Source organism: Ancalomicrobiaceae bacterium S20, from assembly GCA_040269895.1.
In the GTDB taxonomy this organism is placed as follows: domain Bacteria; phylum Pseudomonadota; class Alphaproteobacteria; order Rhizobiales; family Ancalomicrobiaceae; genus Methyloraptor; species Methyloraptor flagellatus.
The window spans coordinates 4,628,410-4,653,684 of sequence record CP158568.1; the positions used below are offsets into that span (position 1 = coordinate 4,628,410).

Consider the following 25,275-nt stretch of genomic DNA (forward strand, 5'->3'; position numbering starts at 1 on the left):
GGTTTCGAGCCGATGACGACCGTTCGACTGACTGCCGCGCAGGCGATGGTGCGGTATCTCTCCGTCCAGATGAACGAGGACGGCGTGCCGTTCCTCGCCGGCTGCTGGGCGATCTTCGGCCATGGCAATGTCGCCGCGATCGGCGAGGCGCTGCATGGCGTCCGCGACGTGTTCCCGACCTGGCGAGGCCAGAACGAACAGACGATGGCGCATGCCGCGATCGCCTATGCCAAGCAGCTCGGCCGCCGCCGCGCCATGATGGTGACCTCGTCGATCGGACCGGGCGCGACCAACATCGTCACCGCCGCCGCGCTCGCGCATGTGAACCGCCTGCCGATCCTGATCGTGCCCGGCGACGTGTTTGCCGGCCGCGGTCCTGATCCGGTGCTGCAGCAGATCGAGGACTTCGGCGACGGCACGGTCAGCGCCAACGACTGTTTCCGACCGGTCAGCCGCTATTTCGATCGCATTATGCGACCGGAGCAGCTTCTCGCCGCGCTGCCGCGCGCGCTGGCGACCCTGACCGATCCGGCCGATTGCGGGCCGGTGACGCTCGCCTTCTGTCAGGACGTGCAGGCCGAGGCGTTCGACTGGCCCGAGGCCTTCTTCGAGCCGCGTGTCTGGCGGCAGCGGCGCGTGCGGCCGGACACGGCGGAGCTCGACGCGGTCGCGGCGGCGATCCGCGCTGCGTCGAAGCCGGTGATCGTCGCGGGCGGCGGCGTGCATTATTCCGGCGCGACGGCCGAACTCGCCCGTTTCGCCGAGGCACACGGCATTCCGGTCGTGGAAACCCAAGCCGGCAAATCATCGCTCCCCTGGGATCATCCGCTGAACCTCGGGCCGATCGGCGTGACGGGATCGTCGTCGGCCAACGCGGCGGCCGCCGAGGCGGATCTGGTGATCGGCGTCGGTACGCGGTTCCAGGATTTCACCACGGGCTCGTGGGCGCTGTTCCGGCGGCCGGGGCGCAAGCTCGTCAGCATCAATGTGGCGGCCTACGACGCGGTCAAGCATGGCGCGCTGCCGCTGCAGGCCGATGCGCGCGTCGCGCTCGGCGAACTCGATGCCGCGCTCGGCGATCATCGTTTCGCACAGCCCCCGGCGTCGCTGAAGGCGGACTGGTTCGCCGCCGTCGATCCGCTGACCGCCGTGCCGGCCGACGGCAACCAGCTTCCGACCGACCAGCAGGTGATCGGCGCTGTCCAGCGCGCGAGCCACCGCGACACGGTGGTCATGTGCGCGGCCGGCACCATGCCGGGCGAGCTGCACAAACTCTGGAAATCGCCGCGGCCGGGCGGCTACCACATGGAATACGGCTACTCCTGCATGGGCTACGAGATCGCCGGCGCCATGGGTATCAAGATGGCCGAGCCGGACCGCGACGTCGTCTGCATGCTCGGCGACGGCAGCTACCTGATGGCCAATTCCGAGCTGGTGACCGCGGCGATGATGGGCATCGCCTTCACGGTCGTCGTCACCGACAACCGCGGCTTCGGCTGCATCAACCGCCTGCAGCGGGCGACGGGGGGCGCGGAGTTCAACAATCTGCTCGCCCACACCGTCCACGAGACACTGCCGGCGATCGATTTCGCCGCCCATGCGGCTTCGCTCGGGGCGCAGGCGGTCAAGGTCGGCTCTGTCGCGGAGCTCGAACGCGCGCTCGCCGGTCGCAGGCAAGCGACCGGGCCCTATGTGATCGTGATCGACACCGACCCCTATCCGTCGACGCCGCATGGCGGCCACTGGTGGGATGTGGCGGTGCCGGAAGTCTCCACGCGCCGCGAGGTGCGCGATGCGCGCGCGGCTTACGAAAACGAACGCGGGAACCGGTCATGATCCTCTATGGCACCAATCCCATCGCCTGGTCGAATGACGACGATCAGAGCCTCGGCGCCGACATCAGCCTGGCGCAGTGCCTGGACGAGGCGAAGGCGATCGGCTTCGACGGCATCGAGAAGGGCCACAAGCTGCCGACCACGCCCGAGGGCATCGCGCGCGAGCTCGGTGGCCGCGGCCTGAAATACGTCTCCGGCTGGCACTCGCTGAACCTCCTGAAGAACAGCATCGAGGACGAGAAGGCGGCGATGAAGCCGTTCCTCGACCTGCTCAACGCCGTCGGCTCGAAGGTGATCATCACCTGCGAGACGTCGAACGCGATCCATGGCAACGACGCGGTCGGGCTCGCCGACAAGCCGGTGCTGAATATGGTCGACTGGCCGGCCTTCGGCGCCGGCGTCGAGGCGCTGGCGGCCTTCGCGGCTGAGCACGGCATCACGCTCGTCTACCACCACCACATGGGCACGATCGTCGAGACGCCGGAGGAGATCGACCTGTTCATGACCCACACGGGTCCGCACACGCATCTCCTGTTCGACACCGGCCATTGCTTCTTCGGTGGCGGCGACCCGGCGGTGGTCGCGGCCAAACACATGGCGCGCGTGAAGCACATCCACGCCAAGAACGTGCGGCCGTCGGTCATGGCCGAGGTGAAGGCCGGCAACCTGTCGTTCCTCGAGGGCGTGCGGCGCGGCGTGTTCACCGTGCCGGGCGACGCCGAGGGTGGCGTCGATTTCGTGCCGGTGCTCGCGACGGCGGCCAATCACGGTTACCAGGGCTGGCTGGTCATCGAGGCCGAGCAGGATCCGGCGGTGCGCAATCCGTTCGAGTACCAGAGCCTCGGCCTCGCCTCGCTCAAGGGTTTTGCGCGCGAAGCCGGCCTCGATCGGGCCTGAGGGGAGGGCGTCCCATGTCGAAGCTCCTGGTGAAGCCGTCGAGCACGACCGGCAAGGTCCATGACATCACGCCGACCTCGGCCGGCTGGACCTATGTCGGGTTCGAACTCCACCGTCTCGCGCCGGGCGAGACCGCGACCGGGTCGCTCGGCGCGGACGAAGCGATCCTGGTCGTGGTCGAGGGCAAGGCCGCGATCACCGCGGCGGGCCAGGACTGGGGTGTGCTCGGCGACCGGATGAATGTGTTCGAGAAGACGCCGCCGCATGCGCTCTACCTCCCGAACGGCAGCGACTGGCGGGCCATCGCCGAGACCGCGCTGACGCTCGCCGTCTGCAAGGCGCCGGGCAAGGGCGGCCACGCCGCGCGCCGGCTCGGGCCCGAGGGCATCACGCTGACGCAGCGCGGCACCGGCTCGAACACGCGCTGGATCAACAACATCGCGATGGAGGCCGAGGACGTCGCCGACAGCCTGCTGGTCACGGAGGTGTTCACGCCGGCCGGCAACTGGTCGTCCTACCCGTCGCATCGCCACGACGAGGACCGGTTTCCCGAGATCACCTATCTCGAGGAGACCTATTATCACCGCCTGAACCCGCCGCAGGGCTTCGCGGTCCAGCGCGTCTACACCGAGGACGGGTCGCTCGACGAGACGATCGCGGCGAAGAACCACGACGTGGTTCTGGTGCCGCGCGGCCACCACCCTTGCGGCGCGCCGCATGGTTATGAGCTCTATTATCTCAACGTGATGGCGGGACCCTTGCGGAAATGGCGGTTCATCGCCGATCCGGATCACGCCTGGTTGATGGGGTGACGGGGTGACGCTGCGTCCGTGCCGTGTGACGCTTGCGCGACATGATCTCCTACCTGCATGAGGGTCTTCCATGCTGAATCGGATCGGTGCGCTTCTCGTCTGTGGCTTGACCGCCTTGGCCCTGATCGTCGGCGATGCGACGGCGAAGGATCATGCCAAGATCGCGCCGATCACCGACGCGCGCGGCCCGGCCGGCGCGACCGTTGTGCTCGTGCGCCATGCCGAGAAGCCGGACGCCGGGCCGGGTCTCTCGCCGGCGGGCGAGGTCCGGGCCCGGAACTACGCCGATTATTTCCGCCGCTTTCAGGTCGACGGCCGGCCGCTCACTTTCGATACGCTGGTCGCCACCGCCGACAGCAAGAACAGCGCGCGGCCGCGCCTGACCATCACGCCGCTGTCGCAGGCGCTCGGCCTGCCGATCGAGCACGGTTTCGCCAATGCCGACGTGGCGGGCATGGTGCGCTGGCTCGGAGAGACCCAGCAGGGCCGGACGGTGCTGATTTCCTGGCACCACGGCATGATGCCGACGCTGCTGGCCAATCTCGGGGTCGAGGTGGCGCCGCTGATCCCGGGCGGCAAATGGCCGGGCGCGGTGTTCGACTGGGTGATCGTGCTGAAGTTCGACGCGCAAGGAAAGGTCGCCGACGCGCGCCGGATCGTCGAGCCGGCGGCGGTGGGTCAGGCAAAGGGCAACTGAGCCCGAGCAGTCCAAAGACCGGAGGGACTGACGCAGCAGCGCATCGGGCGTCAGAAAACTGGTGTCCCGGAAGGGATTCGAACCCCTGACCTACGGTTTAGGAAACCGTTGCTCTATCCTGCTGAGCTACCGGGACATGCGCTCCGCATAGCATGATTCAATCCGGCTTGCGAGATCGGCCCGGCGGGTCTCGCGGCTCGGTTTCGGCTGCTGTTTCAGCGCGGCGGTCCTGCCATCGTCGTGCTTCACAGATCCGTCGCGGCGCGGCCACAATGGTCCCGGAGCCAGCCACAATGTCGGCCGGCCGAGGTGGAACCTTGTTGCCGGAGCGTCGGTTCGCCGGCGCATCGCGGTTGCGCGGGCATGCGCGACCCGGTGCCGGGACCGGGAGATTTGGGGGCGATCGGTGATCGCGAAGGGGCCAATGTCGGAGCCGGGATACCGCCGCGGGGCTCGGCTCGCCGGCGTGCGTCCGGTCGCGGCGCTCGGTCGCGCGCGCCGCCGGCTGCTCGGCTGTGCTATCGTCCTCCTGTGCTTTGGTGTGTTGTGCTGCGTTTTGGACTCGGCCGGCGCGGAGCCCGTGCGCGCCGATCCGCGCTGCCTCGGGGCGATCGAGCCCGAGCCCGTGCGGATCGCGGCCGCGCTCGGGGCTGATACGGTGCGGCTCGGCGACGGGCGTGTCGTGCGGCTCGCGGGGATCGTGGGGCCGAGGCCGCCGCTCGCGGGGCGTGGCCGGGACCTCGATCTCGGAGAACTCTCCGAGACGGCACGCGCCCGGCTCGCCGCGCTCGCCTCCGATTGGGAATTCTCGCTGGCGGGGCGCGGCACCGACCGGCATGGCCGGACGGTCGGGCATCTCGTCCGGGTGGTCGATCGCGTCTCGCTTGCCGCCACGCTGGTCGGCGAGGGGCTCGCGAAGGTCGTGCCGGACGGCGATGCCTGTGCGCGCGGGCATCTCGATCTTGAAGCGCGGGCGCGCGCGGCGGAACGCGGGCTCTGGCGCGAAGCCGCGCTGAAGCCGTTTGCCGCGGTCGACCACGGGCTCGCGGGCGAACAGGGAAGCTATGCGATCGTGGAGGGGCGGGTCGTCTCGGTGGGACGTTCGGGAACCCGAACCTATCTCAATTTCGGTACGGATTTACGGCGTGACTTCGCGGTTGTCATCGACGATAAGAGCCGGGCCGCGATCGAGGCGGCCGGCTTCGGACCGGCGAAACTCGACGGCAAGACGATCCGGGTCCGTGGTCTGGTGACGGCGCTCGATCCCTCGGGGCGAGATGGCGCCCGCATCGCGATCACGATGCCGGAACAGATCGAATGGGTGAAGCGGTGAGCGTCGCGAGGCGGATCTGCGGGTGGACCGAAGCGCTGGGCCGGATCGTTCCGGCGACCGGCGTCTTGGTCGCGACCGCGATCGTGCTGGCGGCCTGCTCCTCGGTCGGCGGTTCGGTCGACACGATGATCGAGCCGACCGCGGCGCCGTCCAACGTCATCTCCCCCGGCCTCAACCCGCCGAGCACCGACCCCGAGCACGATCGCATCGTCGCGAGCTACGGCGGGGTCTACGACGATCCGGCCGCCGCTCAGGCGCTCGCGCGCGCCGTCGGCCGGCTGGTCGCGGCCTCCGACGACCCGTCGCAGGCCTATCGGATCACCATCCTCAACGCCTCGGTCGTGAACGCCTTCGCGCTGCCGACCGGCAATCTCTATGTCACGCGCGGTCTGCTCGCGCTCGCCAACGATACGTCCGAAGTCGCGGCGGTGATCGCGCACGAGATGGCGCATGTCACCGCGCGCCATGCCATCGCCCGCCAGCGCCGGCAGGAAGCGGCGCTGGTGGTCAATCGCGCGCTCAGCAATGCGCCGGCGGATTCCGACGCCCAGCGGCTGGCGCTGACCACGACGCAGCTGTCGCTCGCCCGGTTCAGCCAGGTGCAAGAACTGGAGGCCGACGCGATCGGTGTGCGCACACTGGCGCGCGCCGGCTTCGATCCGTTCGCCGCCTCGCGCTTCCTGTCGAGCATGGCGCGCTATGCCGAATATCGCGCCAACCGCGCCGGCCAGCAGGGGGAGAAAGGCCGACCCGACTTCCTGTCCTCGCACCCCTCGACGCCGGAGCGCATCACCTTCGCGGTCCGGGCGGCGCGCGAGATCGCGGCGCCGGGCATCGGCGAGCAGGAGCGCGAACGCTACCTGCAGGGCCTCGACGGCATGATCTTCGGCGACAATCCGTCCGAAGGGTTCGTGCGCGGGCGCAACTTCCAGCACAAGGCGCTCGGCATCCAGTTCACCGTGCCGCAGGGCTATACGCTGGAGAATTCCTCGGTCGCGGTCCACGCCACCGACGCGCAAGGCACCGCCATGCGCTTCGATGGCGTCGCGGTGCCGCAGGCGACCGCGCTGACCGACTATCTGGCCTCGGGCTGGATCAACGGGCTGGTGCGCGACAGCATCCGGCCGATGCAGGTCGGCGAGTTCCAGGGCGCGGCGGCGACCGCGATCACCGATGGCTGGACCTTCCGGGTCGGCGTGGTGCGCTATGGCAAGACCACCTACCGGTTCATCTTCGCCGCCCAGGATCAGGGCGTCTCGCTCGACGAGGCGTTCCAGCAGACCTTGCAGAGCTTCCGGCGCCTGACGCCCGAGGAATCCGCCCGGCTGAGGCCGCTCAGGCTGCGTCTGGTCAAGGTGAAGATGGGCGACACGGTCGACAAGCTGGCGGAGCAGATGTCCGGTGTCGATCGCAAGAGCGAGCTGTTCCGTGTCCTGAACGGGCTGGAGCCCGGCGAGCAGCCGGATCCGGGCAAGCTGATGAAGGTCGTCACCGACCAGTGACGGCCGGCCTCACACGAAGGCGGCATGGTCCGGCTGCTGGCGCAGCAGCGCGACCTTGAGCTTCTCGAGCGCGCGGTTCTCGATCTGCCGGACGCGCTCTTTGGAGATGCCGAGCTTCTCGCCGAGGGCCTCGAGCGTCGCGCCGTCGTCTTCGAGCCGGCGCTCGCGCACGATGCGCAGTTCGCGCTCGGACAGCACCTTCAGCGCGCCGCGCAGCCAGATGGTCCGCCGCTCGCCGTCGATCTGCTCCCCCACCATCTCGTCCTGCAAGGGCGCATCGGCGACGAGGAAGTCTTGCCGATCCGAGCCGCCGCCGTCGGCTTCCGAGAGCGGCGCATTGAGCGAGGTGTCGGGCGCCGAGAGCCGGGCGTTCATCGCCTCGACATCGGCGCGCGAGACGCCGACCGCGTTGGCGATCTCGGTGAACATCTCTGTTTCGGTCAGGTCGGAGGTGCCGCGGGCGAGCTTGGCGCGCAGGCGGCGCAGGTTGAAGAACAGCGCCTTCTGCGAGGACGACGTGCCGCCGCGCACGATCGACCAGTTGCGCAGGACATAGTCCTGGATCGCGGCGCGGATCCACCAGGTGGCGTAGGTCGAGAACCGCACTTCGCGGGCCGGCTCGAAGCGGGCGGCGGCCTCGAGCAGGCCGACATGACCTTCCTGGATCAGGTCGGAGGCCGGCAGGCCGAAATGCTTGAAGCGCGCGGCCAGCGCGATGACCAGGCGCATGTGCGCGGCGGTTAGGCGGTGCAGCGCCGCCTCGTCGCGGCCGTCGCGCCAGCGGACGGCGAGGTCGTGCTCCTCCTCGCGGCCGAGGTACGGAGCCTCCATTGCCGCCTTCACGAACCGCCGTCTGGCGTTCATCGGACTCGTCATGACCAGTCCCTCTCGCTTCCTCCCGGCATCTCATACGTAGACGCCCCGATGTCGGATCTGAAGACCATCGTCGTCGCACCTTGGTCTATGCCGAAAAACCCCCTGGTGATTTGCTCCGATGGTCGGCAAAGACGCTTACGCCTCCGTGACATCGGCCGATGTCGCCTGAGAGGCGCGTGAAACGCAGCGGGACCTTGCGGCACCGTCCGATACGTCGTCGACGACGGGCGTCACCGACAACCCCCCGATGCTGCAATGCAAAGCGAGCGACTCGGTTCCGTCACGTCGCGCGTCACGAAAAGTTGACGTCAGGGCACAAAAAAACCCGGAGGCTTTCGCCTCCGGGCTGGTCGACTGCGAGCGACGCAGGGACGGCTTACGCCGCCTCTTCCTGCTCCTCGTCGATGAACTCCTGATCGGTCTCGGCCTCGGCCTCGACTTCCTCGCCCTTGGCGACGCGCCGCGGGCTCTTCATCAGGTTCTGTTCGATCTGGCGGATCGCCTCGGTCTCGGAGATGCGGTTCACCGCGCCGACCTCACGGGCCATGCGATCGAGGGCGGCTTCATAGAGCTGGCGCTCCGAATAGGACTGCTCGGGCTGGTTCTCGGCACGGAACAGGTCGCGGACGACTTCCGCGATCGCGACGAGATCGCCGGAGTTGATCTTGGCTTCGTACTCCTGCGCGCGGCGCGACCACATGGTGCGCTTCACACGGGCGCGGCCCTTCACCGTCTCGAGCGCCTTCTTGACCACGGTCGCCTCGGAGAGCTTGCGCATGCCGACCGCCGCGATCTTGGAGACCGGAACGCGCAGCGTCATCTTGTCCTTCTCGAAGGAGATGACGAAGAGTTCGAGCTTGTAGCCCGCGATTTCCTGCTCTTCGATGCTCGTGATCTGACCGACGCCGTGCGCCGGATACACGATGTGCTCCCCCGCCTTGAACCCATGACGCGTCTGCGACGTCTTCTTGATGGTGGTGGTGGCCATACGCCCGATACTCCTGCCCGTGTTCGGCCCCGCCGGCGGGGCCTTGCGAGAGACACCATCCTCGATCGTCGGCGCGGGACGCCGTCGGTCAGCGCGGTTCGACACGAAAGTGGCGTCCGCAGCGACGCCGCAGGACGCTCAACTCGAGCCGCTCGGATGTTCAGTCGGTCCGGAAGGACACTCTCCGCCTCGGCGTGGGACATGTCATGGCTTCGTGCTGAGCAGTAAGGCAGCTCAAGCAGACCATTCTTGACTCCCTTTGGGAGGTGCCGGCGGGGGAAAACTTCGACTGTCTGTACTGCATACCACAAAATACGCGGGTGTGAAAGCACCAGCGTCGGAGGACAGTCGTTGAAAGTTAAATACTTCAGGGGCCGGTCGGGCCGGTGCCCGACCGCTTCATGTCCCGGTCTGACGCGTTGCCGCGGTCACGGCATCGCAGGGCCGATCGAGCCGCCGCGACCGCCGCGCGCACAAGCAACCAGGCCCACGGCGGGCCGGGTCATCGGATGCGGATCGCGGTGATCGGTCCGGTGCGGTCGCGCGGTCAGTCGCCCTTGCCGGGCTTCGGCGAGAAATGGCTCTCGAGCTTGTTGGCCACGCCGTCCCATTCCTTGGCGTCGGCGGGCGCGTCGCGCTTGGAGGTGATGTTCGGCCACTGCGCGGCGTATTCCGCGTTCAGTCCCAACCACTTCTCGAGGCCGGCCTCGGTGTCGGGCTTGATCGCCTCGGCCGGGCATTCCGGCTCGCAGACGCCGCAGTCGATGCATTCGTCGGGATGGATGACCAGCATGTTCTCACCCTCGTAGAAGCAATCCACGGGGCAGACCTCGACACAGTCGGTGTACTTGCACTTGATGCAGTTGTCGGTGACCACGTAGGTCATGGCGCGATCCTCTCGCCTTCCGCCGCCGGCGGGACAAGCTCCGCTGGACGCGGGGCGGCCTTTCACGGGGCACGGGTTAGCCAATGTCCGGCAGGAGCGCAAGCGCGGACACCGTCCGCCCTTGCGCTACCGGGTGAATTACGCGGCGCATCCCAGCCATGCGCGACCGTCCCTGCCGCCGCGCGACAAGGAAGGGCGCTCGATGGTTCAGGTCTGCCCCGGCGGGGTCGGCGGCGCCAGATCCTCATAGAGCAGGCGGGCCGCCGACGCCGGGCCGCGGCGATCGGCGAAGCCGAGCACCTTGAGCACCAGCACCTGCCGCGCCAGCGTGACGGTCAGGACGTCGCCGATCCTGATCGGGTGGGCCGCGGTGTCGATCCGGGCACGGTTCAGCCGGACGTGGCCCGAACGCACGAGATCCTGGGCGGCGGTCCGCGTCTTCACGACGCGGGCGTGCCAGAGCCATTTGTCGATGCGTTGTCGGTCCTCGGCCGGTGCCGCGTCTCTCGTCACCGCACGTCCTCGCGACGGCCGGTCACTTCTCCGGCTTCTGCTTCTGCTCCATCGACGCCTTCAGTGCGGCGAGCGCGGCGAAGGGCGAATTCGGATCGAGCGGCTTCTCCGGGCGCTTCGGCTTGTCGTGGCCGGATCGGCGATCGGCGCCATGGCCACCACCGAAACCGCCACCGTGCCCACCACCATGGCCGCCCCGATCCGGCCGGTCGCGACGCTCGCCGTGCGGCCGATCGCCACGCGGGGGCGATCGCCCTGCGGACGACCGCCTTCACGCGGCGGGCGGCCGCCGTCGCCGACCGGGGCTTCGAGGCGCGGCGCTGGGCTGCGTTCGGCTCGCGCGGCGGACGACGGTCGTCGCGCCGCTCGTCACGGCGCGGACCGCGATGCTGGTGGTCGCCGCGCTCGAACCGGCCGGGCCGCCACACGTCGACTTCCAGAAGCTCCGGCTCGGTCGGCGGCTCGGCCGGCGCGTCGCTCGTGGCAGCAGCTTCCTCCGCGGGGGCGGCGGCTTCGGCAGAGGCCTCGGTCTCGACGGCCGGCGCTTCGGCATTCGCCTCGGCAGCCGGCGTCGTCTCCGACGCCTCGATGGCCACGGGCGTCTCGGGCGCGGCCTCGATCGTGGCGACGATCTCGGCCGGCGCCTCGGAGGCATCGGTCGCGGCCTCGGTGGTCTCCGATGCCTCGGCGCTCGCCGACGCAGCGGCAGCGGCCTCGGCATGGGCCGCGGCAGCCACGGCCGCCGGCTCCAGACGGACCGGACGCGGCGCGGGCTTCGGCAGCTTGCGCTTCTCGACCCGATAGCCGAGCGACTTCAGGATCGAGGCGAAGTCCTCTCCCGAGCAGCCGAGCAGCGAGGTCATGGCGACCGTTACCGTGAAGGCGCCGCCGCCGGGCACCGCACCCTCGGGCGGCGTCACGGTCGGATCGAGCGGCTTCCAGGCGATCAGCGGCCGGATGATGTCGGCGAGACGCTCCAGGATGTCGATACGCACCGCGCGCTCGCCGCAGACGCGGAAACCGCCGAGGCGGTAGAGCGCCTTCGGCATCGCCTTGTCGACCGGGATCGAAGTGCGGCCCGAGGCCGAGAGCTGGTGCAGCTCGGCGATCTGCTGCGGATCGGCATCGGCGTGCTGCAAGGACCACAGCAGCGCGATGAGCCCGCTCGGCGCCGGCTTCAGGAGCAGCGGCACGAACACGTGGTAGGCGCCGAAGCGGACGCCGTACTTGCGCAGGCCGGCGCGCATCGGCTGATCGAGCGACTTGATCTCGTCGGCGATCTGCGACCGCTCCAAGACACCGAGGCCCTCGACGAGCTGGAAGGCGACGCCGCGGGCGATGCCTTCGAGATCGGGGGCGTCGCGCAGGTCGGTCAGCGGCTTCAAGAGCGTCTCGACGTGGGTCTTCACCCACTGGTCGAGCCGCGCCTGCACCTTGTCGCGGGCCGGACCGGTCAGCTGCTCGTCGGCGAGCAGCAGCACGGCGGGCCGCAAGGCGTCGTCGGCACGGGCGAGCTTGCCGACCGTTTCGCCGAGCCAGCGCAGCGTGCCGTCGGCGGCGAGGGCGATCTCGCCGGCGCCGGCGCGTGACAGTTTGTCCGCGCGGGCTTCGAATTCGGTGGCGAGCACCTTCGAAGCGGCGTTGCGGACGGCTTTGGCATCGGGTCCTTCGGCCGTGGTGTCCGGTTGGAACCGGAACCCTTGAAGGTGGCCGACACGATGACCCTCGACGACGACGTCGCCGGCGGGGGTGATCTCCGCTTCGAGCATAGCGTTCTCTCTCAGGCGTCTCATCAAGACGGAAGTCCTGCGATCCACGAAACGCTGTGTGAGGCGTTCGTGCAAGGCGTCGGACAGCCGATCCTCGATCGCGCGCGTCTTGTCGCGCCAGTGGACGGGGTCCGTCAACCAGTCCGGACGATTTGCGATGAAGGTCCAGGTACGGATATGGGCGATTCTGTTCGACAGTGTGTCGATATCGCCATCGATCTTGTCCGCTTCGGCGACCTGCCGGGCGAACCAGTCGTCCGATATCGTGCCGCGTCGAACGAGAAAATCATAGAGCGTCGTGACCAGTTCCGCATGGTTTGCCGGCGCTATCTTGCGATAATCGGGCACTTGGCAGACGTCCCATAGCAGCGTGACCAGCGCTTCGCCCTTGGCATTTGGCGCGATGTCGCCGTCGCGGGCGGCGAATTCGAGCGCGGTCACATCGTCGGCCGGGGGCGCCTTGGCGAGGCCTTCCTCGGCCGGCGCGCGGTCGAGCGACCGGCGCAGCGCGTCGATCGAGCTGAAATCGAGCTGCGGATTGCGCCACTGCAACACTTTCAGCGGCGCGAACTGGTGGGTTTCCAGCGCCTGGACCAGCTCGTCGTCGAGCGGATCGACCCGACCCGTCACACCAAAGGTGCCGTCGCGCAGGTGCCGGCCGGCGCGGCCGGCGATCTGGCCGAGCTCGGCGGCGGAGAGGTTGCGATATTGATAGCCGTCGAACTTGCGGTTCCCGGCGAAGGCGACATGGTCGACATCGAGGTTGAGCCCCATGCCGACCGCGTCGGTCGCGATCAAGAAATCGACGTCGCCGGACTGGAACAGATCGACCTGTGCATTGCGGGTGCGCGGGCTGAGCGCGCCGAGCACGACCGCGGCGCCGCCGCGCTGGCGGCGGATCAGCTCGGCGATCGCGTAGACCTCGTCGGCCGAGAAGGCGACGATCGCGGAGCGCGCGGGGAGGCGCGTGATCTTTTTGGACCCGGCATAGGTCAGCTGCGACATGCGCGGCCGCGTCACGACATTGAGGCCGGGCAGCAGTTTCTCGAGCAGCCCGCGCACGGTCTGTGCACCGAGCAGCAGGGTTTCGCCTCGGCCGCGCAAGTTCAGGATGCGGTCGGTGAAGACATGGCCGCGCTCGAGATCGCCGGCGAGCTGGACCTCGTCGATGGCGACGAAGTCGACGTCGGTCTCCTTCGGCATCGCTTCGACGGTCGAGACGAAATAGCGCGGATTCGGCGGGATGATCTTCTCTTCGCCGGTGATCAGCGCGACCTGATCGGCGCCGGCACGCGCCGCGATCTTCTGATAGACCTCACGCGCGAGCAGGCGCAGCGGCAGTCCGATCAGCCCCGACTTGTGCGCGAGCATGCGCTCGATCGCCAGATGGGTCTTGCCGGTGTTGGTCGGCCCGAGCACCGCGGTCACGGTTTTCGCTCGGATCGAAGGGGGCAGGGGCGCGCGAGACAGCGGGTTCATGGCCGTATGTGCGAGGAGGCGGTCCCGGAACGGTGTCGACCGCGATGGTGACCATCATGGCGACCGGCGTCCGGCTCCGCGGCGGATCACGTCGGCTCGGCCGGTGATCGCTGGGAATCGTGAAGATCGACGGCGGGCATCGATCGCTTGGGGGTCGATGGTGCGGGGCGCGGCTCCAGACAGGGGGAGGCGGAGGACCCGGAAGGGCGGATCCCGGGGCGGGGGCCCGCGTTCCTAGCACAGGTGGCGCGCGGATGCGTGCCTTTTCAAGGGGGGCGCGTGGAATTGCCGTGGCGCCGATCCCGCCGCCGTGGGCGCGACGGGTGTCGCCTTTTGAAGGATGTTCGGGACAACTGGAACGAGTCTCGAACGAATCGCGTCCGAATCGCTGACTTCAGACGATTCAGGATTCGTTCACGGCTCGATCTAGCTCGAGCAGCGTCTCCGGCTACCAAATCGTGATTCAAGGCAAGGGCTTGACTCGGCCGTGTCTCAATTCTTGTTAACGACTTCGTCCCCGGATGGCGCACGCGACTCGGCGACTGTCAACCGCAACTTCGCCGAGTCTCGGTCTCGACTCGTTAACGAACGCCGGCCGCCGTGAACGACTCACGGACGACTCGGGCACGAATCGCGAGATCGACGCCTTTCGCGTTTCGTTCACGGCCAGATCTGGTGGTCCGAGCGGATCGCAGGCCCAAGCGCGAAGCCGGTTGGCGTGCGAAGGGCCTAGTTTCGCGGCTCGGCCGGTCAGCATCTCGTATCGTTTCGGGACGCGGTTCGTCGGTTCGCGCGATCGGCGTCGGATTGAAAAAAGGTAAATTCTCTTAAAGCGTTGGGCGACACGCGCCTTCACCTCTCGACGAGAGCGGGAACGGGCGGGGCACGAATCGGCGTCCGATGTCGATTCGCATTTTGTTCTCGCTCGATGTCGTGAGGCAGCGGCCCGGCCACGCTAGATCTGGGCGGTTCGGAAGCCTCCGGAGCGGCGCGTCCCGGCCTGATCTTCATCATTCCGTCCCGCATCGGGATGGGATTAACGACAGGTAAATCGACGGCGTGTCGGGGTTTTCATGCTTCGGCGAAACAGCGAACGATGCGGCGACGAATCATCGACGGCGCGGCGTTTCCGGATTTGTTCTCGCCGGATGTGGTGGCGCCGGTGCGCGCTGACTCAACATCTAGCGCAGCGGTCTGCGCGCGGGCGCCCGCGAAGGCGGTCCGGGTTAAGAGCCTTGTTCCTTAGCGGGACGGGTATGGCGGCGTCGAACTCCAGCCCCGCGGTTGCGGAGACGGCAAGGCAAAGCCCCGGCGGGCAGGGCCGGCCGGCGCTTGAGGAAAAGGCCAAGAAGCTGTGATGTGCGGCGTCAGGCGGTCACTTGACCGCCTGGGTCTGGTTGCCGGCGCCGTTCTGCGCGGTGCGCGTCACCTTCTCGAGGTCGACGACCACGGTACCGACCATGGTGCGGACCGAGATCTTGACCGGAATATAGAGCCCGACGTCCGAGGCGAGGCCGAGGGTGACCGACAGGTCCTTGTTCTCGGACATGAACTTGGTGCCCTTGGCGTCCGGCTTGTGGCCGGCGACCGGGATCCAGCGGGCCGAGCAGGTCACGAACGGACCCGAAATGCCGTCGCGCTTGCCCTCTTCGGATGCCGCGTAGGAGAGCTTGACGTCGTAGCGCGTCCAGCCGTCGAAGACCGGGAAGCTGCGCTCGCAGACGCTCTCGGGCTTCTGGTCGAGTTTGCGCACCGGCATCAGGATCGCGCTCAGCGGATCGACGATGTTCTTCTGGTGCTCCGGACCGATCGGGATGCGGTCCGGCTGCGGCTTGGTCGGCGGCTCGACTTCCATCGCCTTGATCGTGCCGGCGTTCATGGCCAGCACGACCTTCTGGCTCTTGCGGTCGTCGCGGGCGTCGAGATTGTAGGTGACGGGCAGCGGCTTGCCGTCCTTGATCGCGCCGGTCGACATCGCCTCGCCCTTGGCGGTGACGATCGCCTTGGCGACGCCGGCGGTGCGATAGCCGACCTTGGCGGTGTAGAGGTCGTTCTGCGTCTTCACGAGCAGATTGGCGCGCGCCAGTTCGATCCCGGCGATGGTCACCTCGTAGGAGGCCTTCAACTCGCCGTCGGGCTGGGCGTGGGCGGTCGAGGCGGCGCCGGCCGTCGCCGCGGCGGCGATCGCACAAGCGGCGGCGCGGGCGCGGATCGCGCCTGACGCGGCCGAAGCCCTAACGATCCGGGCGCCTGCTGTCTTCGCGGGGCGGGCCTTCAGAATGCGGACCACGGACGATCTCCGTTCAAGCGAGGTCGACGGCTCCGGCGACGACGGTGCAATCCCGAACACTGTTGATCCCGAGACTGCGGCCCCGAGACCGCGGCCCCGAGACTTCGTCAGCCGGGACGGGCCCGACCACCGAGCGGCTTCGGTACGGGGCCTCTGCGGTCGGGAATCGGCGGGCATCCGGATCGAGCGTCACGCTGCGAGCGGATTAGGACGAATGTTTGTCGGGTCGCGCAAGCCGTGTCATTCTACGGTCGTCGATTCCGGGGGACAACGCATGCCATGGCCCCTGGCAGGTTGCCGAAGCCGATCCGCGCGCGAGGCCGCGCTTGCGGGGATAGCCGTCTGTTGTACGAGCCTGAAATCGCGTGCGGGCTTGACGCCGGGCGGGCGCCCGCCTATACGAACCCAACTTTTCCGACACCTCGTGAGACGTACGATCCGGTGTCACCGGGCGAGAGCCCGTGCGGACACGGACGACAAGAAGGACTTTTGCCATGGCTCGGCGCTGCGAACTGACCGGCAAGGGCGTGCAGACCGGACATAACGTCAGCCACGCCAACAACAAGACCAAGCGGCGCTTCCTGCCGAACCTGGTCAATGTGACGCTGATCTCCGACTCCCTCGGCCGGAACGTCAAGCTGCGCATCTCGGCGAACGCGCTGCGTTCGGTCGAGCATCGCGGCGGCCTCGACGCGTTCCTGGCGAAGGCGGACGATCGTGAGCTGTCGCCGCGCGCGCAGCTCATCAAGCGCGAGATCGCCCAGAAGGCCGCCCAGGCCTGACGAGCGGGCCCGGCGGGCTCTCCCGCCGGCGCTTCCGGTCCGCGGCTCCTTCTCGAAAGGGGCGGCAGCGGATCGTTCCTCGAAGACTTTCGTGAACCGGCTGGATCCCCGCGATCCGGCCGGTTTGCGCTCGTCTTCACGTCGCGTGGCCTGTTTTGCCGCGCTTGCATCCGGAGACTGAACCCATGTCCCGTTCTTCTACATCCCGCCTTGGCTTGAATGCGGTGCCGCGAACGGCACTGCTCGTCGCCGTGGCGGCGATGACCGCCGTGGTCGTCGCCTCCAACGTGCTGGTGCAATATCCCGTCGCGGCCAGGATCGGCCGGATCGACCTCGCCGATCTGCTGACCTGGGGCACCTTCTCCTATCCGCTCGCCTTCCTGGTCACCGACCTGACCAATCGGCGCTTCGGCGCGGCGATCGCCCGGCGCGTCGTCCTCGCCGGCTTCGCGGTCGCGGTCGTGCTGTCGCTGGCGCTGTCCTCGCCGCGCATCGCGATCGCCTCGGGTCTGGCGTTCCTGATCGGCCAGCTGCTCGACGTAACGCTGTTCGATCGGCTGCGCCGGTCGGTTGCCTGGTGGAAGGCGCCTTTCGTCGGCTCGGTCGCCGGATCGATCACGGATACCGCCGTGTTCTTCTCGCTCGCCTTCGCGCCGGTGTTCGGCTTCATCGCCGCAAGCGACGCCTTTGCGATCGAGACCGCGCCGTTCCTGGCCGGCCTCGCCTTCGATGCGCCGCGCTGGATCAGCTGGGCGGTCGCCGACCTCAGTGTGAAGCTCGTCTTCGCGGTCGCGCTGCTGGTGCCCTACCGCCTGATCATGAATGCGCTCTGGCCGATGCCGGCCGCGCAGACCGCCTGATCGGCGCATCCTGCAAAAATGAAGAAGCCCGGTGCGGAGGTCATCCGCACCGGGCTTTTCTCTTTCGATCCGAGGTCGATCCGAGGCTCAGCGCTCGGCGCCGTCGTCGCTGCGGGCGGCCTCGCCGCGGGCCTCGGCCGTGCGCGTTGCGCCGGAGACCTTGAAGCGGCTCGCGGTCACGACCAGCTTGCCCGACGGCGTGCCGATGACGACCTTGTGCGGGATCAGGATGTTGGTCGAGGCGACCGGCACGAACACGATCGAGAACTCGATGTTGCGCTCATACTCGAGCTCGGCCTGCGACAACGGCCGGAAGCCGGCGATCGGGCGATAGGCGACGGCGCAGATCAGCGCCGGGCCCGAGTAGGAGCCCGGTTCGCCCTTCACCTCGGTCTTGGCGCCATAGATCATGTGCAGGTCGTAGCGCGCCCGGCCGTCGAACACCTTGACCGTGCGATTGCAGACCTCGGCGCTCAGCGGGTCGCGCGCCTTGCCGGCCGAGATCACGAAGGCGCCGAGCGGATCGACGATGCCGCGCTTGTGCGCGGGCGTGACGGGCGTGCGCCGTTCCCAGCCGGGGATGCGGATCTCGGAGGCGGAGACGTTGGTCACCGCATTGTTGGCGAGTGCCATCTCGACATGGTTCGGCACCGGGCCGCCCGCGATGTCGAGCATATAGGCCTTTGGCGAGATCTGGCCGCCGTAGAGGGCGCGACCGGCGGTAGTCGCGGTCGCCTGCCGGTTGGCGATCAGGGCTGCGAGGCCGGTCACCTGCGCGCCGATCGAGGCGGCATATTCGCCGTTGCGCGCGACGCTGAAGGAGAGCGTGCCGGCGCCGATCGGGAAGCCGCCGATCGTCGCGCCATAGGCGGCGTCGACAGTCACCTCGGCTGCGCGGGCGGGTGCAGCGCCGGCCATCAGCGTGGCGGCGAGGCCGAGCGCGGCAAGGCCGCGGGCAGCGGTCCGGGACATGGGCGAACGAGCGGTCGACATGGTTGTCGGGACCATGGCTGTCGAGACCTCCTGGGCCGAGCGGGGGATGGAGCCGGGCGAAAACCCGACGACGCTCCGGCACCGAATGAATGGACGGCCGCCCGGCGGGCGGTCCCCGATCCTTTGAACAGGATTAACCTTAGCGATCCCTTAATCCGGTACGGATTTCCGGGACTTCGTCAAGTGCGATGCAGCATGGCGCGGGTTCATTCGCCCTGCAACCGGAACCGCAACAGCACGGTGCGCTGGAGCGAGGACTTGTTGTCGTCGGAGATCAGCGTCAGGATCGTGCCGCCGTCGGGCGCGCGATCGACCGCGAGACCTTCCATGTTGTCGATCTCGCTGCCCATGTCGGCCTCGATCAGCACCTCGCCGTCGACGATCCGGCCGGGAAGCAGAGACGCGGCGGGGATGCGCCGCATGCGCATGCGGACGCCGTCCGTCCAGCGGAAGCGGCGTTCGAGCACGAGGAGATCGCCGGAGGGCAGAAAGGCGGCGTCGGTGATCGAAAAGCCGTCGATGCGGCGGAGCGACAGCCGGCCGGCGTGGGGTCCGCCGACGATCCAGACCGGATGATCGGGTTCGGTGCCGATCGGCTCCTCGCCGATCAGGACGAGCGCCGGGCCGAGCGGGTGGCCCGCGGGTGCGCAGGCGATCGCCTCGAGGCCGGAATTGAGCTTGAGGCGCGTGATCTCGGCCGGTATGCCCGGCGCCGGTTGCGGCTTAGCCAGATAGACGTCGTCGAGGCCGCCTGGCGCCGGATAGGCGAGCACGCGGTGGACCTGCTCGAAGCCGACGAACACCGCCGTGCGGCCGCCGATCCGGCACAGCGCGAAGCTCTCGCTGTCGGAGAGGCGCTTGCCCTCGAAGGGCTTGCCGTGCTCGTCCAGCAGCGGCGCGGTCTCGGGCGAGCCGATCGTGCCGGTCGGCCGGCCCTTGGCGTCGGTCTCGATCGTAAAGCGCAGCCAGTCGGCCTCGTCGGAGAGCGTCACCAGCGCGCGGCCGGCGTCGCGGCTCGCGAGCGACGAATAGCCGCCGAAGCGGGAATCGCGGCTCCACAGCACGAGACCGCCGAGCCACTCGAGCCTGCCGAAGATCCGGCGGGTCGGATCGCCAGCGGAAAAGCGGTCGAGCGCGCGGGCCTGGACCGCGATCGGGGCGAGACCCGGCTGCCGCGGCTCGGCGATGGCGTCTTTCGCCAGCGACAGCGGCACGAGCGCGATGACGAGGAGCCGGACCGCCGCGATCAGACGGCGGCGCCGGGATGGCCTCGGCGCGTCGCGCCGTTCGCTCATGCGATGACCTTGCGGACCGAAAGACCGCCGCGCGCGCGGCCGGCGGAGGGTGCGGCGGCGCGTTCCTGCTCGTCGAACAGGGAGGCGAGCTGCTCGGTCATGGCGCCGGCCAGTTCCTCGGCATCGACGATGGTGACGGCGCGCCGGTAGTAGCGCGTCACGTCGTGGCCGATGCCGATCGCGATCAGCTCGACCGGCGAGCGGGTCTCGATCTCCTCGATCACCCAGCGCAGGTGCTTCTCGAGATAGTTGCCCGGGTTCACCGACAGGGTGGAATCGTCGACCGGCGCGCCGTCGGAGATCATCATCAGGATGCGCCGGCTCTCGGGCCGGGCGAGCAGCCGGCGATGCGCCCAGTCGAGCGCCTCGCCGTCGATGTTCTCCTTGAGCAGCCCCTCGCGCATCATCAGGCCGAGGTTGCGCCGGGACCGGCGCCAGGGCGCGTCGGCGGCCTTGTAGACGATGTGGCGCAGATCGTTGAGGCGGCCCGGCGCGACCGGCTTGCCGGCGGTCAGCCACGCCTCGCGCGACTGGCCGCCCTTCCAGGCGCGCGTCGTGAAGCCGAGGATTTCGACCTTCACGCCGCAGCGCTCCAGCGTGCGGGCTAGGATATCGGCGCAGGTCGCGGCGACCGTGATCGGGCGGCCGCGCATCGAGCCGGAATTGTCGATCAGGAGCGTCACGACCGTGTCGCGGAAGTCGGTGTCCTTCTCACGCTTGAACGACAGCGGATGCATCGGGTCGATCACCACGCGGGTCAACCGCGCGGTGTCGAGCACGCCTTCTTCCAAGTCGAACTGCCAGGAGCGGTTCTGCTGCGCCATCAGCCGGCGCTGCAGGCGATTGGCGAGCCGCGACACGGCGCCCTGCAGGTGGGCGAGCTGCTTGTCGAGGAAGCCGCGCAGCCGGTCGAGCTCCTGCTGGTCGCAGAGTTCCTCGGCCGTGACGACCTCGTCGAACTTGGTCGAGAAGACGCGGTAGTCGCTCTCGGGCGCGCGGTTCGGGAACGGCTGGTCGGGACGGCGGGCCTCGCCGGACTCGTCGCTGTCGGCGGCGTCTTCTTCCATTGCCTCTTCGGCGAAGGCCTCGGACGTATCGGTCTCGCTCGCTTCCTGCTCCTCGCCTTCGCCCTCCGAGGCCTCGGTCTCGGTCTCCTGGTCGCCTTCCTGCTCCTCGGCGTCGCCGGGGTTCTGGTCCTCGCTCTGCTCGCCCTGGTCGCCCTGATCTTCTTCCTGGTCGTCGTCCTCGGGCTCGCCGCCGAGTTCGTCGGCCATGTCGAGGGCGCCGAGCAGGTCGCGAACGGCGTTGGCGAAATCGCGCTGGTTCTCGATCGAGCTCTCCAGCTTGTCGAGCTCGCCGCCGGCCTTCTCCTCGATCCAGTCGCGCCAGAGCGAGACGAGCTTCTCGGCGCTCTTCGGCGGCGCCTCGCCGGTCAGGCGCTCGCGCACCATCAGTGCGACGGCGTCCTCGAGCGGCGCGTCGGCGCGGTCGGTGATCTCTTCGTACTGGCCGCGGTGGTAGCGGTCGTCGAGCATGGCGGCGATGTTCTTGGCGACGCCGTCCATGCGGCGGGCGCCGATGCTCTCGCAGCGCGCCTGTTCGACCGCCTCGAACACCGCGCGGGCATTGCGGCCCTCGGGCAGCAGCGTGCGGTGGACACGGGCATCATGGGCGGCGAGCTTCAGCGCCATACTGTCGCCGAGGCCGCGGATGATCGCAGCCTCGCGCGCCGAGAGCTTGCGCGGCGGCTCGGGCAGGCGCGCGGTGTCGCCGGTCAGCGACGGGCGATCGGCGGCGTAGGCGACCTCAAGGTTCGGCCGCTTGGCGATCGCGCGCATGCAGGCGGCGATCGCCTGCTTGAACGGTTCGTTCGGAGCATCCTTGGCTCCGGCCTTCGGCTTCTGGTTCGACAAGACCGTCCGTCCAATTCGAGCGGCATCCGATCGGATCCCGCTCTCTTGTTCCTGATGACGCAGACCTTTCCCGATCGGCGCTGTTCGCGCCGGTCGGGCCTTGCTCGCATGGCCCGGCCGTATCGGCCGGGCGACCCGTCAGACCCGCAAGCGGCTCAGCTCAGCACGACGTTGACCGCGCTCTCCGGCAGGTCCTTGCCGAAGCAGCGCTGGTAGAACTCGGCGACCTTCGGCCGCTCGGTCTCGTCGCACTTGTTCAGGAAGGTCACGCGGAAGGCGAAGCCGACGTCGCCGAAGATCTCGGCGTTCTCGGCCCAGGTGATCACCGTACGCGGGCTCATCACGGTCGACAGCTCGCCGCCGATGAAGGCGTTACGGGTCATGTCGGCGAGGCGGACCATGCGCGACACGACGTCCTTGCCTTCCGGGTTCTGGTAGTGCTTGGCCTTGGCCTGCACGATGTCGACCTCGCGGTCGTGCGGCAGGTAATTCAGCGAGACAATGATCGACCAGCGGTCCATCTGCGCCTGGTTGATCTGCTGCGTGCCGTGATAGAGGCCCGAGGTGTCGCCGAGACCGATCGTGTTGGCGGTGGCGAACAGGCGGAACGCCGGGTGGGGCTTGATGACGCGGCTCTGGTCGAGCAGCGTCAGGCGGCCGGAGGACTCCAGCACGCGCTGGATCACGAACATCACGTCCGGACGGCCGGCGTCGTATTCGTCGAACACGAGCGCGATGTTGTTCTGGTAAGCCCAGGGCAGGATGCCGTCGCGGAATTCCGTGACCTGCATGCCTTCGCGCACGACGATGGCGTCCTTGCCGATCAGGTCGATACGGCTGATGTGGCTGTCGAGGTTGACGCGCACGCAGGGCCAGTTCAGACGCGCCGCGACCTGCTCGATATGGGTCGACTTGCCGGTGCCGTGGTAGCCGGTGACCATCACGCGGCGGTTCTTGGCGAAGCCGGCGAGGATGGCGAGCGTGGTGTCGCGGTCGAACAGATAGTCCGGGTCGAGATCGGGGACGTGCTCGTTACGCTCGGAATAAGCGGGCGCTTCGAGATCGCTGTCGATCCCGAACACCTGCCGCACGGAAATCTTCAGATCGGGCAGGCCGTTGTTGGCCTTCTCAGTCGCTACCATCTCGCCTCCGTCCCGGCCCGGATCGGGCAGGGCCTCACTTCGTTCTGCGACGTACGTCCGTCGCGGTGTTGTTACGACGCGCGTCCGTCGCGGTCGCACCACCGGCCTCGCTTCGCGGCGCTGCACTCTAACCAACCCCTTCCGGCCGCACCAGTTCTGATCACGACGGAAATGCTGCGCCGGCTGCATGGCGGGCAGGGCGAATGCGAGGAGCGGCGCAGGGACGCAGGGGCGGCGGAGGGGGGCCCCGCAATCTCCGGCGGGGAGCAGTGTCGATGGTCGGGCGCTGCCGTCGAAGGTTTCGCCGTCAGCCGGTCACGTGCAGGGACTCGATGCTTGCTGCGCGTTCCTCAGCACAGCCCCGCCTGCCGAAGCAGGTTGTAGGCCTCGATCACCTGCTGGAGGCGGCCTTCGGTCGAGCGGTCGCCGCCGTTGGCGTCGGGGTGGTGGCGCTTCACCAGTTCCTTGTAGCGGGTCTTGATGTCCTGCGCGGTGGCGGTTTCCGGCAGGTCCATGGTCTCCAGCGCGCGCGCTTCGAGCCGCTTCAGCTTGCGGCGCGGCTCGGGCACGGCTTCGGCACGGAAGCGCCGGGCGCGGAAGTAGAGCCGCGCCGAAGCCGCCTGTCGGGCCCAGGAGGCGCGCTCCTCGGTTACATCCTCGGCGCGGCGCGGGCCGGCGCCGGGGTTCATGCCCATGGCCCAGGTCGGCCGATGACCGGTCGCGGCGTCCTTCTGGTAGGCCGCGACGGCATCCTCGGGGAGACCGGAGAAGTAGTTGTAGGTCTTGTTGTACAGCCGGACGTGGTCCATGCAGAATTTGTAATACTCACCCTCCCGGTGCCGCCCCTTCGGCGCCGGGTGAGTGCCCGCGTTCTCGCATCCTTCCCATTCGCACGGAGGCTCCTGATCGCGCAGGATTTTCTCGACGTCGGGCTTGATGCGGATGCGGTCGAACAGTTTTGAATCGAGTTTCATCGCGCGGAGTATGGGTGCTTCGGGGAGGGGGGACAAGGCGCCCGGCCGGCATGTCGGCTTTCACCCCGCCTGCGGTCGATCGCCCCTTGCCATCTGCATTGCTGCCCTATTCCGGTGCGCCGGAGCGGGGCTTGTGTCGTTTCGCCCGGCGCCTTATCCCTCCTGCCTGGAGCGGGCCAGCTCGAGGCGGGCCGGCTCGACCCAGGAACGGGGCACGCCATGGTCTATCGCGAACGTATCATCGCCAAGTTGACCGAAGCCTTCCATCCGGCCGAGCTGGAGGTGATCGACGATTCCGGCAAGCATGCCGGTCACGGCGGCCATCATCCCGAGGGCGAGACGCATTTCACCGTGCGGATCGCGGCGGAGGCGTTCCGCGACACGACGCGGCTCGCCCGGCACCGGATGATCAACGAGGCCTTGAAGGCGGAACTCGCCGAGCGGGTTCATGCGTTGGCGATCGAGGCCGACCCGGCCTGATCGCCTCGGCGACGCGCGGAACGCCTGACGACGGGGGCGAGCATCCCCATATAGCGAAGAGCGGCCGTCCCGTTATCCGAAGGCGGCCCCGGACGGTGTGAGATGGTGTTCGACGAGGCGCTTCGCCAGGGGTTGATCGATGCGGCGCTCGCCGCGGGCCGCGAGATCATGGCGATCTACGCGACCGAGTTCGCGGTCGCGAGCAAGGGCGACGCAAGCCCGGTGACCGAGGCCGATCAGCGCGCCGAGGCGATCATCCTCGAGCGGCTGGCGGTCCTGATGCCCGGGGTGCCGGTGGTCGCCGAGGAGCAGGTCGCGGCGGGGCAGGTGCCCGAGGCGCTCGGCGAGCTGTTCGTGCTGGTCGATCCGCTCGACGGCACCAAGGAATTCGTCTCCCGCAACGGCGAGTTCACCGTCAACATCGGCGTCGTGCAGCATGGCCGCCCGGTCGCGGGCGTGGTGGCCGCGCCGGCGCTCGGCGAGATCTTCGAGGGCGTCGTCGGGCAGGGCGCGCGGGCGGCGCGTATTGTCGACGGCAAGGCGGTCGACTGGCGGCCGATCGCGGTCCGCGCCGAACCGGAGACGGGGATCGTCGTGCTGGCGAGCCGCAGCCATGCCGGCGAGGATACCGAGACGCTGCTCGGCAAGTGCCGGGTCGCGACCCGCGTCGCCGCCGGCTCGTCGCTGAAGTTCTGCCGTCTCGCCGAGGGCCAGGCCGATCTCTATCCGCGCCTCGGCCGCACCATGGAATGGGACACCGCGGCCGGCGATGCGGTGCTGACCGCGGCGGGCGGCACCGTGGTCCGCGCCGACGGCAAGCCGTTCGTCTACGGCAAGCGCGATCAGGCCGACACGGCCGACTTCGCCAATCCGTGGTTTCTCGCCTCCGGGGGCTACGATGTCGGTGCCCTCGTGGTGGGGGACGGGGCCGCCACAGACGTCAAATCCGAGTAATCGAG

21 protein-coding genes and 1 tRNA gene are annotated in these 25,275 nt (G+C 68.6%); 10 read left to right on the forward strand and 12 right to left on the reverse strand.

Going from position 1 to position 25,275, the window contains the following annotated elements; genetic code table 11:
• Positions 1–12 precede the first annotated feature (12 nt).
• The 4 genes from iolD to ABS361_20980 all read left to right on the forward strand — a co-directional run bounded on the left by iolD (position 13) and on the right by ABS361_20980 (position 4,241).
• Complete coding sequence (gene iolD, locus ABS361_20965; protein ID XBY44452.1) at positions 13–1,836, forward strand: 3D-(3,5/4)-trihydroxycyclohexane-1,2-dione acylhydrolase (decyclizing); 1,824 nt, start codon at positions 13–15, stop codon at positions 1,834–1,836.
• Positions 1,833–2,732 carry a myo-inosose-2 dehydratase gene (gene iolE / locus ABS361_20970; protein ID XBY44453.1) on the forward strand — a complete coding sequence of 300 codons (900 nt, stop codon included), beginning with the start codon at positions 1,833–1,835 and terminating at the stop codon, positions 2,730–2,732. The genes iolD and iolE overlap by 4 nt, the downstream gene beginning before the upstream one ends.
• A gap of 14 nt (positions 2,733–2,746) precedes the next feature.
• Positions 2,747–3,544 carry a 5-deoxy-glucuronate isomerase gene (gene iolB / locus ABS361_20975; protein XBY44454.1) on the forward strand — a complete coding sequence of 266 codons (798 nt, stop codon included), beginning with the start codon at positions 2,747–2,749 and terminating at the stop codon, positions 3,542–3,544.
• 70 nt (positions 3,545–3,614) lie between these two features.
• Positions 3,615–4,241, forward strand: a complete 627-nt coding sequence (locus tag ABS361_20980) for a flagellar basal body-associated protein FliL (protein ID XBY44455.1) — start codon at positions 3,615–3,617, stop codon at positions 4,239–4,241.
• 59 nt (positions 4,242–4,300) lie between these two features.
• Here ABS361_20980 and ABS361_20985 read toward each other — a convergent pair.
• Positions 4,301–4,377 (reverse strand) — tRNA-Arg (locus ABS361_20985).
• A 288-nt stretch (positions 4,378–4,665) separates the two neighbouring features.
• Here ABS361_20985 and ABS361_20990 point away from each other — a divergent pair.
• Together ABS361_20990 and ABS361_20995 are read left to right on the forward strand one after the other, a co-directional pair.
• Positions 4,666–5,574: a thermonuclease family protein gene (locus tag ABS361_20990; protein XBY44456.1), complete on the forward strand. Its 909-nt coding sequence runs from the start codon at positions 4,666–4,668 to the stop codon at positions 5,572–5,574.
• Positions 5,559–7,076 carry a M48 family metalloprotease gene (locus ABS361_20995; GenBank protein XBY44457.1) on the forward strand — a complete coding sequence of 506 codons (1,518 nt, stop codon included), beginning with the start codon at positions 5,559–5,561 and terminating at the stop codon, positions 7,074–7,076. The genes ABS361_20990 and ABS361_20995 overlap by 16 nt, the downstream gene beginning before the upstream one ends.
• A 9-nt stretch (positions 7,077–7,085) precedes the next feature.
• Here ABS361_20995 and ABS361_21000 read toward each other — a convergent pair whose 3' ends face one another.
• The 6 genes from ABS361_21000 to ABS361_21025 all read right to left on the reverse strand — a co-directional run bounded on the left by ABS361_21000 (position 7,086) and on the right by ABS361_21025 (position 15,877).
• Positions 7,086–7,952, reverse strand: coding sequence for an RNA polymerase factor sigma-32 (locus ABS361_21000; GenBank protein ID XBY44458.1), 867 nt, complete (start codon positions 7,950–7,952; stop codon positions 7,086–7,088).
• 376 nt (positions 7,953–8,328) lie between these two features.
• The gene (locus ABS361_21005) at positions 8,329–8,940 is read right to left on the reverse strand and encodes a CarD family transcriptional regulator (GenBank protein XBY44459.1); all 612 of its coding nucleotides are present in this window, start codon (positions 8,938–8,940) and stop codon (positions 8,329–8,331) included.
• 547 nt (positions 8,941–9,487) lie between these two features.
• Positions 9,488–9,826, reverse strand: a complete 339-nt coding sequence (gene fdxA, locus ABS361_21010; GenBank protein XBY44460.1) for a ferredoxin FdxA — start codon at positions 9,824–9,826, stop codon at positions 9,488–9,490.
• 207 nt (positions 9,827–10,033) lie between these two features.
• Positions 10,034–10,339 carry an RNA-binding S4 domain-containing protein gene (locus ABS361_21015; GenBank protein ID XBY44461.1) on the reverse strand — a complete coding sequence of 102 codons (306 nt, stop codon included), beginning with the start codon at positions 10,337–10,339 and terminating at the stop codon, positions 10,034–10,036.
• Positions 10,336–13,587: a helicase-related protein gene (locus ABS361_21020; protein XBY44462.1), complete on the reverse strand. Its 3,252-nt coding sequence runs from the start codon at positions 13,585–13,587 to the stop codon at positions 10,336–10,338. Before ABS361_21020 ends, ABS361_21015 begins: the two co-directional genes overlap by 4 nt.
• 1,375 nt (positions 13,588–14,962) lie before the next feature.
• The gene (locus tag ABS361_21025; GenBank protein XBY44463.1) at positions 14,963–15,877 is read right to left on the reverse strand and encodes a DUF3108 domain-containing protein; all 915 of its coding nucleotides are present in this window, start codon (positions 15,875–15,877) and stop codon (positions 14,963–14,965) included.
• 494 nt (positions 15,878–16,371) lie between these two features.
• Here ABS361_21025 and rpmB point away from each other — a divergent pair, with 494 nt between their 5' ends.
• Both rpmB and ABS361_21035 read left to right on the forward strand, forming a co-directional pair.
• Positions 16,372–16,659, forward strand: coding sequence for a 50S ribosomal protein L28 (rpmB, locus tag ABS361_21030; GenBank protein ID XBY44464.1), 288 nt, complete (start codon positions 16,372–16,374; stop codon positions 16,657–16,659).
• Positions 16,660–16,919: 260 nt separating this feature from the next.
• Positions 16,920–17,519 carry a VUT family protein gene (locus tag ABS361_21035; protein ID XBY46974.1) on the forward strand — a complete coding sequence of 200 codons (600 nt, stop codon included), beginning with the start codon at positions 16,920–16,922 and terminating at the stop codon, positions 17,517–17,519.
• An 87-nt stretch (positions 17,520–17,606) separates the two neighbouring features.
• Here ABS361_21035 and ABS361_21040 read toward each other — a convergent pair whose 3' ends face one another.
• From ABS361_21040 to ABS361_21060, 5 genes are all read right to left on the reverse strand, one after another.
• Positions 17,607–18,491 carry a DUF3108 domain-containing protein gene (locus ABS361_21040; protein XBY44465.1) on the reverse strand — a complete coding sequence of 295 codons (885 nt, stop codon included), beginning with the start codon at positions 18,489–18,491 and terminating at the stop codon, positions 17,607–17,609.
• Positions 18,492–18,718: 227 nt separating this feature from the next.
• The gene (locus ABS361_21045) at positions 18,719–19,807 is read right to left on the reverse strand and encodes an esterase-like activity of phytase family protein (GenBank protein XBY44466.1); all 1,089 of its coding nucleotides are present in this window, start codon (positions 19,805–19,807) and stop codon (positions 18,719–18,721) included.
• On the reverse strand, positions 19,804–21,720 hold the full coding sequence (gene cobT, locus ABS361_21050) for a cobaltochelatase subunit CobT (GenBank protein XBY44467.1): 1,917 nt from the start codon (positions 21,718–21,720) through the stop codon (positions 19,804–19,806). The genes ABS361_21045 and cobT overlap by 4 nt, the downstream gene beginning before the upstream one ends.
• A 155-nt stretch (positions 21,721–21,875) precedes the next feature.
• Positions 21,876–22,862: a cobaltochelatase subunit CobS gene (gene cobS, locus ABS361_21055; GenBank protein XBY44468.1), complete on the reverse strand. Its 987-nt coding sequence runs from the start codon at positions 22,860–22,862 to the stop codon at positions 21,876–21,878.
• Between the two features lie 350 nt (positions 22,863–23,212).
• Complete coding sequence (locus tag ABS361_21060) at positions 23,213–23,671, reverse strand: DnaJ domain-containing protein (protein XBY44469.1); 459 nt, start codon at positions 23,669–23,671, stop codon at positions 23,213–23,215.
• 384 nt (positions 23,672–24,055) lie between these two features.
• Between ABS361_21060 and ABS361_21065 the strand changes: the two genes are divergently transcribed.
• Both ABS361_21065 and cysQ read left to right on the forward strand, forming a co-directional pair.
• Positions 24,056–24,316: a BolA family protein gene (locus tag ABS361_21065; GenBank protein ID XBY44470.1), complete on the forward strand. Its 261-nt coding sequence runs from the start codon at positions 24,056–24,058 to the stop codon at positions 24,314–24,316.
• Between the two features lie 102 nt (positions 24,317–24,418).
• Positions 24,419–25,270, forward strand: coding sequence for a 3'(2'),5'-bisphosphate nucleotidase CysQ (gene cysQ, locus ABS361_21070; protein ID XBY44471.1), 852 nt, complete (start codon positions 24,419–24,421; stop codon positions 25,268–25,270).
• The last annotated feature ends 5 nt before the right edge of the window (positions 25,271–25,275 follow it).